The 16,944-nt window shown below is 62.9% G+C and carries 12 protein-coding genes and 1 tRNA gene; 7 read left to right on the plus strand and 6 right to left on the minus strand.

The window, feature by feature from the left end; all coding sequences use genetic code 11:
* The first annotated feature begins 10 nt into the window (after nucleotides 1-10).
* Nucleotides 11-895: an RNA polymerase sigma factor RpoH gene (gene rpoH, locus CHU95_RS09355; RefSeq protein ID WP_094456028.1), complete on the plus strand. Its 885-nt coding sequence runs from the start codon at nucleotides 11-13 to the stop codon at nucleotides 893-895.
* Here rpoH and CHU95_RS09360 read toward each other — a convergent pair.
* From CHU95_RS09360 to CHU95_RS09375, 4 genes are all read right to left on the minus strand, one after another.
* Nucleotides 892-2,418 (minus strand): sensor histidine kinase, encoded by a 1,527-nt coding sequence (locus CHU95_RS09360; RefSeq protein ID WP_094456030.1) that lies wholly within the window; start codon nucleotides 2,416-2,418, stop codon nucleotides 892-894. The two genes, rpoH and CHU95_RS09360, sit on opposite strands and share 4 nt — an antisense overlap.
* A 232-nt stretch (nucleotides 2,419-2,650) precedes the next feature.
* Nucleotides 2,651-4,162 (minus strand): sensor histidine kinase, encoded by a 1,512-nt coding sequence (locus tag CHU95_RS09365; protein WP_094456032.1) that lies wholly within the window; start codon nucleotides 4,160-4,162, stop codon nucleotides 2,651-2,653.
* Between the two features lie 135 nt (nucleotides 4,163-4,297).
* Nucleotides 4,298-5,665: a glutamate--cysteine ligase gene (locus CHU95_RS09370; protein ID WP_094456034.1), complete on the minus strand. Its 1,368-nt coding sequence runs from the start codon at nucleotides 5,663-5,665 to the stop codon at nucleotides 4,298-4,300.
* 53 nt (nucleotides 5,666-5,718) lie between these two features.
* Nucleotides 5,719-6,501, minus strand: a complete 783-nt coding sequence (locus tag CHU95_RS09375; protein WP_094456036.1) for a 16S rRNA (uracil(1498)-N(3))-methyltransferase — start codon at nucleotides 6,499-6,501, stop codon at nucleotides 5,719-5,721.
* A gap of 210 nt (nucleotides 6,502-6,711) precedes the next feature.
* Between CHU95_RS09375 and CHU95_RS09380 the strand changes: the two genes are divergently transcribed.
* The 3 genes from CHU95_RS09380 to ppdK all read left to right on the plus strand — a co-directional run bounded on the left by CHU95_RS09380 (nucleotide 6,712) and on the right by ppdK (nucleotide 13,059).
* The gene (locus tag CHU95_RS09380) at nucleotides 6,712-7,608 is read left to right on the plus strand and encodes a glycine--tRNA ligase subunit alpha (protein ID WP_094456038.1); all 897 of its coding nucleotides are present in this window, start codon (nucleotides 6,712-6,714) and stop codon (nucleotides 7,606-7,608) included.
* Between the two features lie 51 nt (nucleotides 7,609-7,659).
* The gene (gene glyS, locus CHU95_RS09385) at nucleotides 7,660-9,900 is read left to right on the plus strand and encodes a glycine--tRNA ligase subunit beta (RefSeq protein WP_094456289.1); all 2,241 of its coding nucleotides are present in this window, start codon (nucleotides 7,660-7,662) and stop codon (nucleotides 9,898-9,900) included.
* A gap of 477 nt (nucleotides 9,901-10,377) precedes the next feature.
* Nucleotides 10,378-13,059, plus strand: coding sequence for a pyruvate, phosphate dikinase (ppdK, locus tag CHU95_RS09390; RefSeq protein WP_094456040.1), 2,682 nt, complete (start codon nucleotides 10,378-10,380; stop codon nucleotides 13,057-13,059).
* Nucleotides 13,060-13,178: 119 nt separating this feature from the next.
* On the opposite strand, the gene CHU95_RS09395 is transcribed toward ppdK, so the two are convergent.
* Nucleotides 13,179-13,254: transfer RNA gene (locus CHU95_RS09395), tRNA-Glu, on the minus strand.
* Between the two features lie 80 nt (nucleotides 13,255-13,334).
* Complete coding sequence (locus CHU95_RS09400; RefSeq protein WP_245838088.1) at nucleotides 13,335-13,943, minus strand: TlpA family protein disulfide reductase; 609 nt, start codon at nucleotides 13,941-13,943, stop codon at nucleotides 13,335-13,337.
* Nucleotides 13,944-14,019: 76 nt separating this feature from the next.
* Here CHU95_RS09400 and argH point away from each other — a divergent pair, with 76 nt between their 5' ends.
* Genes argH through lysA form a run of 3 tightly spaced genes read left to right on the plus strand, consistent with a single transcriptional unit; the run spans nucleotide 14,020 to nucleotide 16,915 of the window.
* Complete coding sequence (argH, locus tag CHU95_RS09405; RefSeq protein ID WP_425435962.1) at nucleotides 14,020-15,444, plus strand: argininosuccinate lyase; 1,425 nt, start codon at nucleotides 14,020-14,022, stop codon at nucleotides 15,442-15,444.
* A gap of 26 nt (nucleotides 15,445-15,470) precedes the next feature.
* Nucleotides 15,471-15,635, plus strand: a complete 165-nt coding sequence (locus CHU95_RS22415; RefSeq protein ID WP_165772105.1) for a hypothetical protein — start codon at nucleotides 15,471-15,473, stop codon at nucleotides 15,633-15,635.
* A complete protein-coding gene (gene lysA, locus CHU95_RS09410) occupies nucleotides 15,632-16,915 on the plus strand; it encodes a diaminopimelate decarboxylase (protein WP_094456042.1) in 1,284 nt (427 codons plus the stop codon). The genes CHU95_RS22415 and lysA overlap by 4 nt, the downstream gene beginning before the upstream one ends.
* The last annotated feature ends 29 nt before the right edge of the window (nucleotides 16,916-16,944 follow it).

Raw genomic sequence — 16,944 nt, forward strand, 5'->3', positions numbered from 1 at the left:
GGGGGTTAACATGTCCGCTTCCGTTCCCGCCATTCCGGTCGTCAGCTCGGAAAGCAGCCTCAGTCGCTATCTTCAGGAAATCCGTAAGTTCCCGATGCTGGAACCGGATGAAGAATACATGCTGGCCAAAAGCTGGCGCGAGCATGAGGATACCAAGGCCGCCCATCGTCTGGTCACCAGCCATCTGCGCCTCGTCGCAAAGATCGCCATGGGGTATCGCGGTTACGGCCTGCCCGTCTCCGAACTGATCTCCGAAGGCAATGTCGGCATGATGCAGGCCGTCAAACGGTTTGAACCTGATCGTGGCTTCCGCCTGGCCACCTATGCCATGTGGTGGATCAGGGCCGCCATCCAGGAATATATCCTGCACTCCTGGTCGCTGGTGAAAATGGGCACCACAGCGGCGCAGAAGAAGCTGTTCTTCAATCTGCGCAAGCTGAAGGGGCAGATGCAGGCCATCGATGATGGGGACCTGCCGGCAGAGGTGGTGACGAAGATCGCCACAACGCTGGATGTGCCCGAGGCCGACGTCGTCTCCATGAACCAGCGTCTGGCCGCGTCCGACCATTCATTGAACGCGCCGCTGCGTGTGGATGGCGAGGGCGAGTGGCAGGACTGGCTGGTTGATGAGCGCGAAAGCCAGGAAATCCGCCTGGGCGACGAACAGGAATTGCGTAAGCGCAAGGCCCTGTTGGCCGGCGCCATGAAAGGCCTGAACGAGCGGGAGCGTCACATCCTGGTCGAACGCCGCCTGCGCGAGGAGCCGACGACCCTGGAGGATCTGTCACAGCATTACGGCATCAGCCGTGAGCGCGTGCGCCAGATCGAGGTGCGGGCCTTTGAAAAGCTGCAAAAAGCCATCAAGTCGGCAGCGATTCAGCAGCAGCTAGCCTAACCCATCGCCTCCAGTGCTGGCCCCGCGATCATCGGCAGATGGCGGGGCAGCACCATGGTGAAGCACGTGCCCTCGCCCAGCACCGAGGTGACGGCGATGGTCCCGTGCAAGGACTGTGTCACCAAGTTATAGACGATGTGAAGCCCAAGACCCGACCCGCCGCGCGACCGGTTGGTGGTGAAAAAGGGTTCAAACAACCGGTTCAGATGTTCTGGTGGCACCCCGCGCCCATCATCGCGGAACCGCAGTTCCACCTGATCGCCGGGCAGTTCGCGCGCCTGGATCGTGATGGTTCCCTGCTGCCCCGGTTCAAAGGCATGAATTAGGGCGTTGATCAGCAGGTTGGTCAGCACCTGCGACAGGGCTCCGGGGAAACTGTCCATATGGATGCCGTAGGGGCATTCCACCGTCACCCGGTGCGGCTCCCCACGCAACCGCGGCGCCAGGCTTTGCAGCACCTCGTCAATGTAGGACCCCAACAGGAAATCCCGTCGTTCGGCACTGGCCTGATCGACGGCCACCCGCTTGAAACTTTGCACCAGTTCGGCTGCCCGGCCGATATTGGAATGGACCAGCCGCGCACTGTCGCGCAGCATCTCCTGATAATCCGTCAATTGTGCGCGGGTCAGTTTGCCATTCGCCACCAGGCGATCCAATGCCACCACCCCATCCTCCAGATGGGTGATGGCGGTCAGGGCAATACCGATCGGCGTATTCAGTTCATGCGCCACACCGGCCACCAGACTGCCCAGGCTGGCCAGCTTCTCCGCCTGGGCCAGACTGTCGCGGGTCTCCACCAGTTGATGCTGCGCTATTTCCAGATCCACCACCTGCTGCGCCAACTGGTCGCGCTGACTGGCAATGATGGCTTCACGCCGCGACAGTTCGTCATTGGCATCAACCAGCCGCGCCTGTTCGGCCTGCAATGCCCGTAGCCGCTGGAACTCCTTTCGGCGCAGAGTCGACAACTGATAAGCGGTAAAGCCACCGAAGATATTGGCCAGCGAATGCATCACGATGGTGGTGCTGATCTGCGACGAGGTCGACCCCGACGCCGGCATAAAAATACTGATGTAGAGACCGCTGGCCGCCACCCCCCAGGGGATCTGGAAAATCACCCGGGTCGGCAGGAAAAGGTAGTTCATCAACACGACGATCATCACAAAGAAACCGACCGTCAGCCCGACCTGGAACCCCTCGATCACCAGGGCACCGTATGAGGTGAGCGCCCAGATATAGGTGAGCGTCAGCATCACCATGGCATGGCGCACCCCGACCAGCGCAGCCCGCACCGGCACCAGCATGGTGGCGATAATCAGAATATAGACCACGCCGCGCAGGGGCATCATCAGACCGAACACGGTCTCGCGGCTGAAATAAACAAAGTCGAGAGAGGCGGCCAACAGGTAAAACACGGCCAGGGCCGTCAGATTGCGCCGCAACCCGCGCGCATCCGCATCCAGCACATGCTGCCGGAAATCCTGTTCCGTCGCCCTGTCGGCGAATTCCCCAAACCTTAACATTCGGGTGGTGCGCGCCTTCTCCCCTGCGGGCTACGCAGGTGCGCAACCTGCCGCGCATCCTATGAAATCAGGTGGCTGACAGCAACAGGCCTGCAAGCACAGGTGGATATTTACCCATGTAGATGCTGTCGAGGGGGGGGCCGTAACGGGTTCTGCACCCAACGAAACAGGCGGCCGCAGGTGCCAGCGCACCCAACGCGGGCGACTCCATCCAACGGTGCCCCGGCTCCGCCTAATCGGGAAGAAGTTCGACCAGACTTACCTCTGCGGCCGGCAGATGACGGGGCAGTGTCAGGATGAAGCATGTCCCTTCCCCGTCGGCTGAGTTGACCGCAATGCTGCCCTTCAATGTCTGGGTCACCAGATTGAAGACAATGTGCAGGCCCAGACCCGAGCCCCCGCGCGACCGATTGGTGGTGAAAAAGGGTTCAAACAGCCGGGACAGGTGGTCAGGGTGGACGCCCCGGCCATTGTCCTGGAACACCAGTTCCACCCGGTCTTCCGGCAGCGCGCGGCCAGTGATGGTAATGGTGCCCACCTTGCCAGGGTCAAAGGCATGGATCACCGCATTCATCACCAGATTGGTCAGAACCTGAAACAACGCACCCGGATAGCTGTCCATATCGAGATCAGCCGGGCAATCGACGCTGATTCTATGCGGTTCACGGCGCAGACGTGGTCCCAGACTGGACAAGACCTCTTCGATATAATGACGCAGCAGAAAGGGCCGGCGTTCCTCGCTGGCCTGGTCGACCGAGACACGTTTGAAGCTCTGCACCAGTTCGGCGGCCCGCGCGATGTTGACATGAACAAGCTGCGCGCTTTCCTGCAGCATCGTCTGATATTCCGCTAAACGGGTCCGGGTCAGTTTGCCATCGGCAACAGCCTGGTTGAGATCGGCAACCCCATCCTCGATATGGGTGATGGCGGTCAGGGCAATCCCAATTGGTGTGTTCAGTTCATGGGCAACCCCAGCCACCATGCCACCCAAGGCCGCCATCTTTTCCGCCCGGACCAGGTCATCCTGGGTGTCGATCAGGCGCTGGCGTACTTCTTCCAGCGCAACGACCTTTTCACTGAGCCGGTCGCGCTGCTCTGCGATCACGGTTTCGCGTTCGCGCAATTCCCGGTTCGCCTGCTGCAATTGCCGCAGATGCAGATAATCCCGACGCGAAAGGCTGGCCAACTGGGCACTGATGAAAGCCCCGGCGGCATTGACCACAAACAACATGGCCAGGACCATCTTGGTCTGCGTAGGCGTCGGTCCGGTGATGGGCAGCAGCACCAATAGATGCAGCAGGCTGGCCACCACCCCCCAGGCCACCATCCAGGACCAGCGGGTTGGCAGCAGCACATAATTCATGATCACGATGATGGCGACCGGGAAACTGATGCCCAACGGGCTGGGTGCTTCCCCAAACCAGAACGGTCCAACAGCATTGACCGCAAACAACCCGGTCAGCAGCACCATGATACCGGCATGCCGCACCGTATAGAAACGCGGATCGGCTGGCAGCAGCAGGATCGCCACCGACAGCGCCAGCATCGACATGCGCAATGGCAGCAGCAGGTTGGTCACCTGGGCCAGGGGCAGCGTGTAAAAATCGAACGCAATCGGGAAGAGGCGGAACAGCATCAAGGTCAGCAGCCCGATGCGTAGCTGCCGCACCTCCCGCGTCATGACGGCCAGACGGAACTCCCGTTCCAGCGCCTTGTCGGTGAATTCCCCGAACCTGATGTTCAAAATGGCGCGCCCTTTACCCTGGCCGCATCTTGCATGCCGAAACGGACGGCATTGTAGTTAAATGAGTCGTGAACGACAACAAAATTGCCACCTGAAGTACGAGGCGGCAATGTTGTTGCCGCCTCGCGAAACATTTCAATAGGCATAGTCCCGGTAGGCGGGATCAACACTGCCAGCCCAAACCGTTTCATACTTTTCCAGCATCTCGGTCGACAAGGACCGGCCCGACTCCGCAATGGCCACCAGCGGTTCGATGAAATGGGTTTCATCATCCCCCATACCGGCGGTACGCGCGCGGCTGCGCAACCCTTCGCGCGCAATATCAACCACGTGGCGGGCGACATCCTGCACAGTCCCCCCCTGAAACGGGGTGGACAGGCCCAGGCGGGGCACATCGCGGCGCAGGCTGGCGCGGTCTTCACGCGACCAGCCCTTGACCAGATCCCAAGCGGCATCCAGTGCCGCCCCGTCATACAGCAGCCCGACCCAAAGCGCTGGCAGGGCACAGAGGCGGCCCCAGGGGCCGGCATCGGCGCCGCGCATTTCCAGGTACTTTTTCAGGCGTACTTCCGGGAACATCGTCGTCATATGATCCGACCAGTCGGTCATCAACGGCAGTTCACCCGGCAGGATCGGCAGCTTGCCGTCCAGATAGTCGCGGAACGACAGGCCCGAGGCATCCAGGTATTTGCCGTCGCGATAGACAAAATACATGGGTACATCGAGCGCATAATCGACATACCGCTCGAACCCGAACCCATCCTCGAACACAAAGGGCAGATCGCCCGTCCGATCCTTGTCGGTATCGGTCCAGATATGCGACCGGAAGCTCTGGAAGCCGTTGGGCTTGCCCTCTGTGAAGGGGCTGGCCGCGAAAAGCGCCGTAGCGATCGGTTGCAGCGCCAGCGACACCCGGAACTTCTTGACCATGTCGGCTTCCGACGCGAAGTCCAGATTGACCTGCACCGTGCAGGTGCGGGTCATCATGTCCAGGCCCAGCGTCCCGACCTTGGGCATATAGTCGCCCATGATCTTGTAGCGGCCCTTGGGCATCCAGGGGATGTCAGACCGCTTCCATTTCGGATTGAAGCCCAGGCCCAGCATGCCGAAACCCAGATCCTGGCCGATGGCACGTACCTGGGACAGATGCTCGCCCACCTCACCACAAGTCTGGTGGATGCTGGTCAGCGGTGCGCCCGACAGTTCAAACTGCCCGCCCGGTTCCAGGCTGATATTGGCCAGCCCTTGCGTCAGGGCAATGACATTGTCGCCCTCATAGACTGGTTGCCAACCGAATCGCTTCTGGAACTCCCCCAGAATCTCTCCGATCCCGCCAGGGCCGGCATAAGGGACGGGCGCGTGGTCGGGGCCGCGGAAGACGAACTTCTCATGCTCGGTACCGATGCGCCAATCGGCAGCCGGCTTATTGCCCTTCTCCAGATACTCGACCAATTGCCGGCGGTCGGTGATCGGTTCGCCGCGCGACGTCGGAGGTGCGGACATGCTCAGATTTCCTTAACGACTAAGGATGTTGCAGGGACGGCAGGGCGGAAACATCAGACACGATTGGGCGGTCGCGCATCACCATCGCCGCATCGCCAGTCGCCTGCCGCCGCCTGCCAGACGGCAAGGGCGGAAAAGGCGGCCGTGTCGGCGCGCAGCACGCGCGGCCCCAGGCCAACGCTTACCACAAAGGGCAGGCGGCGCAGGGCATCAAGTTCTTGTCTGTCAAATCCCCCCTCCGGACCCACAAGGAATGCGACGGGCTTGCCCGCGGCCGCTGTGACGGCGGTCACCAGCGGTTGCGCGTCCCCGCTCTCCGCGGCAACGAACAGGGTGCGGCCGGGTTCCCAGGTGGTCAGCAGCTTTTGCAGGTCGATCCCGTCCACAACGTCCGGCGCGTCCAGCCGCTCGCACTGTTCGGCGGCCTCCAATGCATTGGCGCGCAGCCGGTCCAGATTGATCCGTCCGACATCGCTGCGCCGGGTATAGACCGGCACCAGCCGCCCCACGCCCAATTCCACCGCCTTTTCCACCACATATTCGCTGCGCCCGCCCTTCAACGGCGCAAAGACCAGCCAGGGTGAGGGCGGCGCATCGGTCACGGGGGTGCGGGTTTGGCGGTCCAGCCGCAGCATGCCGGCGGATTTGGCCAGCGTTTCGATACTGGCCAGATATTCCCCATCCCTGCCATTGAAGGCCAGGACCTTGTCCCCCGGCCCCTGGCGCAACACGGCGCGCAGATAATGCGCCCGGTCACCATCCAGCGCCACCATGCCCTCCGCGGCCAGGGGCTGGTCAATGAACAGGCGGGTACGGGGCAGGGCGTCGGCGGCCATGGTCGTTCCAGGGTGATCTCACGTAAAGCAATAGGCTTTTCCCACACAAAGGCCAAGCCCGGCAGTGTGGTCAGGGCGGCATCCGCGCAATAAACGCATCATCAGCCCTGCGTTCCCCGCACAGAACATAGTCAGGTCGTTGCCTTGATTTGACCCTTGGCGCCCTCTAAGGTGCGATGCAGTGTAACAAGCGTGTGAAGTATCGGGACCATGGCGGCGAAAGAACCCCTCTCCTTCCAGGGCGTTATCCTGACCCTGCAGAATTTCTGGGCGGCCCAGGGCTGCCTGGTTTTGCAGCCCTACGACATGGAAGTGGGTGCGGGCACGTTCCACCCGGCCACCACCTTGCGCGCACTGGGTCCTGACAACTGGAATGCCGCTTATGTTCAGCCCTCGCGCCGTCCCAAGGATGGGCGCTATGGCGAAAACCCCAACCGCCTGCAGCATTATTACCAGTTCCAGGTGATCATGAAGCCGTCGCCGGCCAACATCCAGGACCTGTATCTACAGTCGCTGGTGGCGCTGGGCGTTGATCCGGCCCTGCACGATATCCGCTTTGTTGAGGATGACTGGGAAAGCCCGACACTCGGCGCCTGGGGCCTGGGCTGGGAGGTCTGGTGCGACGGTATGGAAGTGTCGCAGTTCACCTATTTCCAGCAGGTGGGCGGCATCGGCGTGGAGAAGGTGGCGGCCGAACTGACCTATGGTCTGGAGCGCCTCGCCATGTATATCCAGGGCGTGGAAAACGTCTACGACCTGCGCTTCAACGATCCCGTGGGTGACCGCCCGGCCGTGAAATATGGCGAGGTGTTCCACCGCGCCGAACAGGAATATTCCGCGCATAACTTTGAATACGCCAATACGGAGATGCTGTTGCAGCATTTCCAGAACGCGGAGAAGGAATGCGCGGCCCTGCTGTCCCATGGTTTGGCCCTGCCCGCCTATGACCAGTGCATCAAGGCCAGCCATCTGTTCAATCTGCTGGATGCGCGCGGGGTCATTTCGGTGGTGGAACGACAGAGCTATATCCTGCGGGTGCGCGCGCTGGCCAAGGCCTGTTGCGAGGCGTGGCTGGCCGATGGCTACCGCAAGGGTAAAGCCGCCTGACCCTGATCATTACGAGACCAGAACAATAATCTCCGGACGCTTGTGACCAAAATGGCCGAACTGCTGATCGAACTGTTCATGGAAGAAATCCCGGCCCGCATGCAGGTGCGCGCGGCTGAGGATTTCAAGCGTCTGGTGACGGAGAAGCTGTCGGCGGCGGGTATTGGTTTCACCCAGGCCGAGGTTCATTCCACCCCCCGCCGACTGGCCCTGCTGGTCGACGGTCTGCCGACCGCGCAAGCCGACGTGCGGGAAGAAAAGAAAGGGCCGCGCGTCGGGTCGCCCGAACAGGCGCTGGCCGGGTTCCTGAAATCCGCCGGCCTGTCCAGCATCGATCAGGCCGAACAGCGCGACACCGGCAAGGGCGTGTTCTATTTCGCGGTGATCGAAAAGAAGGGCGGCGCCACCATCGACGCCCTGCCCGGCATCATTGATGCCGCCATCCGCGAACTGCCCTGGCCCAAGTCCATGCGCTGGGGTGCCAATGAATTCCTGTGGGTGCGTCCGCTGCATTCCATCATCGCCCTGTTTGATGGTGCCGTCATTCCCGGCACCCTGGACCTGGGCGGTACTAGCATTGCCTATGGCAACCAGACCGAAGGCCACCGGTTTCTATCGCCCGGTGCCTTCGCCGTCAGCAGCTTCGCCGACTATGCGTCCAAGCTGCTGGCAGCCCATGTCGTGTTGGACCGGGAGGAGCGCAAGCGCCTGATCCTGGCCGGCGCGCGAGATGCGGCGAAGGCCGAAGGCTTTGTCCTGAAGGATGATCCGGGTCTGCTGGAAGAAGTGGCGGGTCTGGTCGAATGGCCCGTGGTCCTGACCGGTGCCATCGACAATCAATTCATGGACGTGCCGGCGGAGGTGCTGACCACGTCGATGCGCACGCATCAGCGTTACTTCGCTCTCGAAACCGCCGACGGCAAGCTGGCCCCGCGCTTTGTCGTGGTCGCCAACCGCACCACCATCGACGGTGGCAAGGCCGTCATCGCCGGCAATGAACGCGTCCTGCGCGCCCGCCTGTCAGACGCCAAGTTCTTCTGGGACCAGGATTTGAAGGTGAAACTGGAAGACCGGGTGCCCGGCCTGAAGGACATTACCTTCCATGCCAAGCTGGGCACCCTGGCGCAGCGGGTGGAGCGGATTGAGGCGCTGTCGGTTGCCATCGCCAAGGCCCTGAATTGGGACGAAGCAACGGTTGAACAGGCAGCATTGGCCGCCCGCCTGTCCAAGTCCGACCTGACCACGGGCGTGGTGGGTGAATTCCCCGAGGTCCAGGGCATCATGGGCCGCTATGTCGCCTATCACGAAGGGCTGCCGGCCGCCGTAGCCGAGGCGATTGCCGACCATTACAAGCCGCTGGGCCCGTCCGACCGCGTGCCGACCGACAAGGTGTCGGTGGCGGTGGCGCTCGCCGAGAAGATCGACACGCTGGTCGCCTTCTTCGGCATCGACGAAAAGCCCACCGGTTCCCGCGATCCGTTCGCCCTGCGCCGTGCGGCGCTGGGTGTGATCCGGCTGATCGTGGAAAATGGGCTGCGGGTGAAGCTGGGTGAGGTCATCAAAGGTCATCTGTCGCTGATCGCCCGGTCGGCAGGGGCCGCCGTCGGCCATGATGTCGGCAAGGACCTTGAAGAGTTGGTGTTCGGGATTGTCGGCAACGCTAATCCTCTTGCGGCTGAAGAACTGCACGCGCATTTACAGCCCTATGTTTCGGACGCCGCGAAACAGACCGTGTTGGTTGACGTCTTTAACAAGTGTCTGCGTGGCGCATCCGACGTGCTGCCCTTCTTCTATGACCGCCTGAAGGTCAGCTTGAAGGAAAAGGGTGTCCGTCACGACCTGATTGACGCTGTGCTTGCATTGGGCGGCGAGGATGATTTCGTCCGCCTGCTGGCCCGCGTCGAGGCGCTGTCCGGCCTGATCGCCACCGATGACGGCAAGAACCTGCTGGCCGCTGCCAAGCGCGCCAGCAATATCCTGCGCATCGAGGAAAAGAAGGACGGCCCGCATGATGGTGCCGTCGATGCCGGCCTGTTGACCCAGGATGAGGAAAAGGCCCTGGCCGACGCCCTGGTCGCGGCCCATAGCCGAGCGGCCCCCCTTATCGCGGCAGAAGACTTCACCGGTGCCATGGCGGCCTTCGCGGCGCTCCGCGCGCCCGTCGATGCCTTCTTTGAGAAGGTGACGGTCAACGCGCCGGAAGCGCCGGTGCGCGCCAACCGCCTGCGCCTGTTGAGCCAGATCCGCGCGACGCTGAACCTGATCGCCGACTTCTCGAAGATCGAAGGCTGACCCCATGATCCTTCACCCCCGCACCCCCCGCCCGCCACGGCGGGCGCGGTGCGGCGGTAAAGGTAGTGGAATTACGCTATCCTTGTTGCAGTGCGGTAGTTTGGTAGTGGTGGGGGCCGATGGTGCCCACGCACTCCCGCACTCCCCCCCGTCATCCCCGCGAAAGCGGGGACCCAGTGTCGAGGCGCGTCAGCGCCGATATGAGTCATATCGCGGCTATCGCCGCTCTCGCTGGGTCCCCGCTTTCGCGGGNGGGGGGGCGGTCGCACCCTCACACCCATTTTCCTGTGGCCCCTGGGTCCCCGCTTTCGCGGGGATGACGGTGGGGGCTGCCCGCACCGTTACCGCCCTACAGGGCCGCCACTCCCCCATTCGGGCCACGGCCCGTATTCCATGCAACAACACCTTAAACAATGTTGCATGGTGTTTCACCACGTCACCACCAGACCAACCCCATAATCAAACGGGACCAAGATCATGACGAAGTGGGTCTACAGCTTCGGTGAAGGCAAGGCCGAAGGTCGCGCGGAGATGAAGAACCTCCTGGGCGGCAAGGGCGCCAATCTGGCGGAGATGAGCAATCTCGGCCTGCCGGTGCCCCCTGGCTTTACGGTCACGACAGAGGTCTGCACCTACTTTTATGCCAATGGCCGCCAATATCCCGACAGCCTGCGCGCCGAGGTCGGCGCCGCCCTGGCGGAAATTGAGCGGATTGTGGGCATGACATTCGGCGACGCGGAAAACCCGCTGCTGGTTTCCGTGCGCTCCGGTGCCCGCGCGTCGATGCCGGGCATGATGGATACGGTCCTGAATCTGGGCCTGAATGATGTGACGGTGGCAGGATTGGCGCGGCGGTCGGGCGATGCCCGCTTCGCCTATGACAGCTATCGCCGCTTCATCCAGATGTTCGGAAATGTCGTGCTGGATGTGGATCACCATCATTTCGAGGAAGTGCTGGAAGATCACAAGCGCGGCCGTGATCTGAACCTGGACACTGAACTGACCGCCGAAGACTGGCAGGAAGTCATCAAGGGTTATAAGGACGTGGTGCAGGAGGCCTTGGGCCGCCCCTTCCCGCAGGACCCGCAGGAACAGCTCTGGGGCGCCATCGGGGCCGTGTTCGGGTCCTGGATGAATGCACGGGCCATCACCTATCGTAAGCTGCACGACATCCCCGCCGAATGGGGCACCGCGGTCAACATCCAGGCCATGGTGTTCGGCAATATGGGCGGTGACTGTGCCACCGGTGTGGCCTTCACCCGCAACCCGTCGACGGGCGAGAACGCCTTTTACGGTGAGTATCTGATCAATGCCCAGGGTGAGGATGTGGTGGCCGGCATTCGCACGCCGCAGCACCTGACCATCGCCGGCAAGATCGCCAATGGCTCTGACCTGCCGGCCATGGAAGAAAGCATGCCGGAAGTGTTCGCGCAGTTGAACGCGGTGCGTCTGAAGCTGGAAAAGCATTACCGCGACATGCAGGACATCGAATTCACGGTCCAGCAGTCCAAGCTGTATATGCTGCAAACCCGGTCGGGCAAGCGCACCGCCCCGGCGGCGCTGAAGATCGCGGTCGACATGGTGCGCGAGGGCCTGATCAGCGAGAAGGAAGGTATCCTGCGGATCGAGCCCAAGTCGCTGGATCAGCTCCTGCACCCCACGCTGGACCCCAAGGCCAAGAAACAGATCATCGCCAAGGGACTTCCGGCCAGCCCCGGTGCCGCCAGCGGCAAGGTCGTCTTCACGGCCGAAGAGGCGGAGAAGCAGGCCGGATTGGGGGACAATGTCATCCTCTGCCGCGTGGAAACCAGCCCGGAAGACATTCACGGCATGCACGCGGCCAAGGGTATCCTGACCACCCGCGGCGGCATGACCAGCCACGCGGCGGTGGTGGCGCGTGGCATGGGCCGGTCCTGCGTGGCCGGTGCCGGTGAACTGCGCATCGATTACAAGCGCGGCATCATTACGGTTCGCAATGTTGAGGTGCGGGCCGGCGATATCATCACCATTGATGGTTCAACCGGTGAGGTGATGCTGGGCGAAGTGCCGACCATCCAGCCAGAACTGTCGGGCGACTTTGCCGAACTGATGGGCTGGGCCGATGCCCATCGGCGCATGAAGGTGCGCACCAACGCCGAAACCCCGCTGGATGCCCGCACGGCCCGCAAGTTTGGGGCCGAAGGCATTGGCCTGTGCCGCACCGAACATATGTTCTTCGATGCTGAGCGCATCATTGCCGTGCGCGAGATGATCCTGGCCGAAAGCGAGGCCGGTCGCCGCGCAGCCCTGGCCAAGATTGCGCCCATGCAGCGCAAGGATTTTGTCGAACTGTTCAAGATCATGAAGGGCCTGCCCGTCACGATCCGCCTGCTGGACCCGCCGCTGCACGAATTCCTGCCGAATACGGAAGCCGAAATGGTGGAGGTGGCCAAGGCCGCCGGCACCGATCTGGGCAAGGTGCAGCACCGGTCGCTGCAACTGCATGAAGCCAACCCGATGCTGGGCCATCGCGGCTGCCGCCTGGGCATCTCCTATCCTGAAATCTATGAGATGCAGGCCCGCGCCATTTTCGAGGCGGCGGTGGAGGTGTTCAAGGAGACCGGTGAGACCGTGATCCCGGAGATCATGATCCCGCTGGTGGGCACCAAGAAGGAGCTGGACATCCTGAAGGCGGTGATCGACCGCGTCGGCGCGGAAGTCATCGCGGCGTCCGGCCACAAGGTCGATTATCTGGTCGGCACCATGATCGAACTGCCGCGTGCGGCCCTGCAGGCCGGCAAGATCGCGGAGACGGCCGGCTTCTTCAGCTTCGGCACCAACGACCTGACCCAGACCACCTTCGGCATCAGCCGCGACGATGCCGGCGCCTTCCTGCCGGATTATCAGCGGGCCGGCATTCTGGAACATGACCCGTTCGTGACCCTCGATACCGACGGTGTGGGCGAGTTGGTACAGATCGCCGCTGAACGCGGCCGCAAGACAAGACCCGATATCAAGCTGGGCATCTGCGGCGAGCATGGGGGCGACCCGTCGTCGGTGTATTTCTGTGAAAAGGTGGGGCTGGATTACGTTTCCTGCTCCCCCTACCGCGTCCCCATCGCCCGCCTGGCCGCCGCCCAGGCCGCCATCGAAGGCGAAAAGCGCGCCAGCGAAGCGTGAGATAAGTGCCGCATCCCCCGGCAGGCTGCGCTGCCGGGGGATGTTGCCCCATCGGTTGCTGGCAAAACCAGAATGCAAAAAGCCCCGCTGGCGACCAGCGGGGCTTTTTGATGATCGCTTGGCGTCCCCAAGGGGATTCGAACCCCTGTTACCGCCGTGAGAGGGCGGTGTCCTAGGCCTCTAGACGATGGGGACTAGAGCCGTGCGAGGCGCGCTTTCTATGCGATGAACCGGGGGCGATCAAGTGGTATTTTCGCCCCCGGTTCATTTTCATATCAACGCATCGCCCACCCGATCAGCGCCTTGGCTTCCGCACCATCCCAGTGCGCAGCGCCAGCCAGACGGCCGATTTCCCGCCCTTCCGCATCAACCAGAATCGATAAGGGCAAGCCTTCCTTCAGGGGGAAGGCCTTCATGCTGGTCATCTTCTGATCCAGATAGATGGGCAGGGATTTGATGCCCGCTTTCTCATAGAAGGGTCCGACTTCATTCAGGCCACCCCGGTCAACCGAGATGGCGACCACCTGAAACTTGTCGCCGCCCATCTCTGCCTGAAGCCTGTCCAGGGCCGGCATCTCGCGGATACAGGGCGCACACCAGGTGGCCCAAAGATTGATCAGCAGCGCCTTGCCCTTGAACGATGCCATATCGACCGGGTTGCCATCCTTGTCGGTGATGGTCAGGGCCGGCAGCGCGGGGCGGTCAGGGCTGGCCACGAAGGGGCGCGATTCCCCTTGGAAAACGGGCATGGCGGCTGGGGTGGAGGCGGGTGCCGCCGACGGCACACTGGTCGCGCCACTTTCCTTCTTTTCGCCGCAGCCCCCCGTTACGAGAATTGCTGTACCCACGGCCACGATTGTTGCGATGCGTCGGAAAATCGCCATTCTGCCCTCTATCGAACTTTGTGCGACAGAGTTCGTGCCCGATGGCCCCGCCGTCAACCCCGCAAACCGACGCAGAATGACGATGACCGAGAAAACCACCCAGACCGCCGCCGCCGGAACCGACGCCAACGCGCTGTGGGGCGGGCGATTTGGCTCTGGTCCCGCCGCCATCATGCAGCAGATCAACGCCTCCATCGGCTTTGACCAGAAACTCTGGGCGCAGGATATTGCGGGGTCGAAGGCGCATGCCACGATGCTGGCGGCCCAGGGCATCATCAGCGATGCCGACCGCGACGCCATTCTGGCCGGCCTGGATCAGGTGGCACGGGAGATTGCCGAGGGCCGCTTCACCTTCACGGTGGAGAATGAGGATATCCACATGAATGTGGAATCCCGCCTGAAGGAGATTATCGGCGAACCCGCCGGCCGCCTGCATACCGCCCGGTCGCGCAATGATCAGGTGGCGACCGATTTCAAACTGTGGGTGCGCGACGCGTTCGACCGGCTGGACACCGATATTCAGGCGCTGCAGGCAGCCCTGATCGACCGGGCTGAACAGTTCCCGGACCTGATTATGCCCGGCTTCACGCATTTGCAGACGGCACAGCCCGTGACCTTCGGCCACCATCTGCTGGCCTATGTGGAAATGCTGGGCCGTGACCGGGCGCGCATGCGCGATGCCCGCAAGCGGCTGAATGAATGCCCGCTGGGTTCCGCCGCACTGGCCGGCACCCCCTATCCCATCAACCGCGAGGCGACGGCGGCGGCGCTGGGCTTTGACCGGCCCACGGCCAATTCGCTGGACGCCGTGTCCGACCGCGATTTTGCGCTGGATTATCTGGCCGCCGCCAGCATCTGCGGCACGCATCTGTCGCGTCTGGCCGAAGAGATCGTGATCTGGTGTACCAGCCAGTTCCGCTTCATCCGGCTGACCGACGCCTTTACCACCGGCAGCTCCATCATGCCGCAGAAGCGCAACCCCGATGCCGCCGAGCTGGTCCGGGCCAAGGTGGGCCGGGTGATTGGCGCCCTGAACGGCCTGCTGATTGTGATGAAGGGCCTGCCGCTGGCCTATTCCAAGGATATGCAGGAAGACAAGGAGCCGGTGTTCATGGCGGATGAGACGCTGGCTTTGTGTCTGGCCGCCACCACCGGCATGATCCGCGACCTGACGCCCGATCCCGCCGCCATGCGCCGCGCGGTGGAGGCCGGGTTCCCCACGGCCACCGATCTGGCCGACTGGCTGGTCCGGTCCCTGGGTGTGCCGTTCCGCGACGCGCACCACATCACGGGCCGCATCGTGAAGCTGGCGGAAGAGGCAGGCACCGGCTTGGCTGAAGTGCCGCTGGAGAAGATGCAGGCGGTACATCCCGGCATCACCGACGCCGTTTATGGCGTGCTGACCCTGGAAGCCTCCGTCAACAGCCGTACCAGCTTTGGCGGCACCGCCCCCGCACGGGTGCGTGAGGCTGTGGCAGCCGCCAAACAGCGGTTCCTGTAATCCAGATCCCCGGAAGGAGCATGCCCATGCGCAAAGCCATCCTTGTCGTTGCCCTTCTGGCGCTGGCCGGGTGCGGGATGAAACCGCATTTCCCCAAGGCCCCGCCGGGCAGCCCGCCGCCCAAGACCTATCCCGATCCGGCCAGCGATCCGAAGCCGGTCCCCCCTTCGTCTGAGAAGCCGCAACAATGACCTGCTTCCCCGTTCCCGGTTTCCATTACACCGATGGCGCGCTGCATGCCGAGGGTGTGGCCCTGTCCGCCATCGCCGCCTCGGTGGGCACGCCCACCTATGTCTACACGACGGAAGGTTTGGCCGCTGCCTGGCGCGCCTATGCCGATGCCTTTGCCGGCCAGGATGTCACCATCTGTTACGCGCTGAAGGCCAACTCCAATCTGGCCATCATCCGCACCCTGGCACAGTTGGGCGCCGGCGGCGACGTGGTGTCGGTGGGAGAGATGCGCCGTGCCCTGGCAGCCAGCATCCCTGCCAACAAGATCGTCTTTTCCGGGGTAGGCAAGACGCGGGACGAATTGGTGGCAGCGCTGCAGGCCGGCATCCACCAGATCAATGTCGAAAGCCTGCCCGAGCTGGAGATGCTGTCGTCGGTCGCGGTGGACCTGGGCGTCACAGCCGCCATCGCCATTCGTATCAACCCGGATGTCGACGCCGAAACCCATGGCAAGATCGCCACGGGCCGCAAGGAGGACAAGTTCGGCATCGATTTCGCCCATGCGGGTGAGGCCTATGCCCGCGCCATGGCGCTGCCCGGTATCAATCCGGTCGGCATCGCCGTCCATATCGGTTCCCAGCTTCTAAAGACCACGCCCTTCCGCAAGGCGTTTGGCAAGCTGGCGGGTCTGGTCCGCGAACTGAAGGCACAGGGCGTGCCGTTGTCGCGCATCGATCTGGGCGGCGGCCTGGGCGTGCCGTACAAGCCGGAGGATCAGGCCCCCGATTATCCCGCCTATGCCAAGGCCATTGCCGAAACGGTCGGCGACCTGGGCTGCCATGTCACGCTGGAGCCGGGGCGGTCGCTGGTGGCGGCTGCCGGCCTTCTGCTGACCCGCACCATCTTTGTGAAGGAAGGGCTGCACCGCCGCTTCCTGATCGTCGATGCCGCCATGAATGATCTGGTGCGTCCGGCCATGTATGAGGCGTGGCACACGGTCATCCCCGTAGCACAGCCGGCCGCAGATGCCATCTGGGCTGATGCCGACATCGTGGGTCCGATCTGTGAGACGGGCGATACCTTCGCCCGCCTGCGCCCCATGCCGCCGGTGGCACCGGGGGACCTGTTGGCCTTTTTAACGGCGGGTGCCTATGGCGCCGCTATGTCTTCGACATATAATTCCCGGCCGCTGGTGGCTGAGGTGCTGGTATCCGGCACGGCATTTCAGGTGGTGCGCCGCCGACCGAGCTTCGAGGACAGTCTGGCACTGGAAACCGTTCCAGACTGGTTGGAACCATAAGGGGGGGGCCGGCAGCCGGCCCCCTACAA

It is taken from the genome of Niveispirillum lacus (assembly GCF_002251795.1).
Lineage (GTDB): Bacteria > Pseudomonadota > Alphaproteobacteria > Azospirillales > Azospirillaceae > Niveispirillum > Niveispirillum lacus.

Excerpts from the sequence above, each read along its gene's own strand:
- lysA (WP_094456042.1), top strand. The coding sequence starts at position 15,632 with ATGACCTGCTTCCCCGTTCCCGGTTTCCATTACACCGATGGCGCGCTG.
- CHU95_RS09360 (WP_094456030.1), bottom strand. The coding sequence starts at position 2,418 with ATGTTAAGGTTTGGGGAATTCGCCGACAGGGCGACGGAACAGGATTTC.
- argH (WP_425435962.1), top strand. The coding sequence starts at position 14,020 with ATGACGATGACCGAGAAAACCACCCAGACCGCCGCCGCCGGAACCGAC.
- CHU95_RS09375 (WP_094456036.1), bottom strand. The coding sequence starts at position 6,501 with ATGGCCGCCGACGCCCTGCCCCGTACCCGCCTGTTCATTGACCAGCCC.
- CHU95_RS09400 (WP_245838088.1), bottom strand. The coding sequence starts at position 13,943 with ATGGCGATTTTCCGACGCATCGCAACAATCGTGGCCGTGGGTACAGCA.
- CHU95_RS09380 (WP_094456038.1), top strand. The coding sequence starts at position 6,712 with ATGGCGGCGAAAGAACCCCTCTCCTTCCAGGGCGTTATCCTGACCCTG.
- CHU95_RS22415 (WP_165772105.1), top strand. The coding sequence starts at position 15,471 with ATGCGCAAAGCCATCCTTGTCGTTGCCCTTCTGGCGCTGGCCGGGTGC.
- ppdK (WP_094456040.1), top strand. The coding sequence starts at position 10,378 with ATGACGAAGTGGGTCTACAGCTTCGGTGAAGGCAAGGCCGAAGGTCGC.
- CHU95_RS09370 (WP_094456034.1), bottom strand. The coding sequence starts at position 5,665 with ATGTCCGCACCTCCGACGTCGCGCGGCGAACCGATCACCGACCGCCGG.
- rpoH (WP_094456028.1), top strand. The coding sequence starts at position 11 with ATGTCCGCTTCCGTTCCCGCCATTCCGGTCGTCAGCTCGGAAAGCAGC.
- glyS (WP_094456289.1), top strand. The coding sequence starts at position 7,660 with ATGGCCGAACTGCTGATCGAACTGTTCATGGAAGAAATCCCGGCCCGC.